General features: G+C 33.2%; 1 pseudogene. It reads right to left on the bottom strand.

From position 1 onward, the window contains the following. Window positions 1–253, bottom strand: a pseudogene (locus ACFINC_RS11540) (lysophospholipase); the annotation flags it as partial.

Raw genomic sequence — 253 nt, 5'->3', positions numbered from 1 at the left:
TAAAGAGTGTTGGTATTTGTAAATGACCATGGCGTATATTTTTCTTCACAGAATCAATCGCATTAAATACCGATGCCATCCATCGGGATGTTGGGGGCTTAATGGAAGGGAATGGTCCTTGATGCATATGCCCTAATTGTATGTTTTTTTGTTTTGTTTTTTTTAATTTTTTTCTATCTTTTGTTGGTATAAAACCAAGGCCTATATCAGAAAGAAATTGTGTTAGCTTATGTTGAAAACCATTCGTTTTATT

Source organism: Bartonella sp. AP58NXGY (assembly GCF_042195785.1).
Classification (GTDB): Bacteria; Pseudomonadota; Alphaproteobacteria; order Rhizobiales; family Rhizobiaceae; genus Bartonella.
Note: the sequence above shows the minus strand (reverse complement) of the source record. Positions and strands in the feature narration are given on the sequence as shown.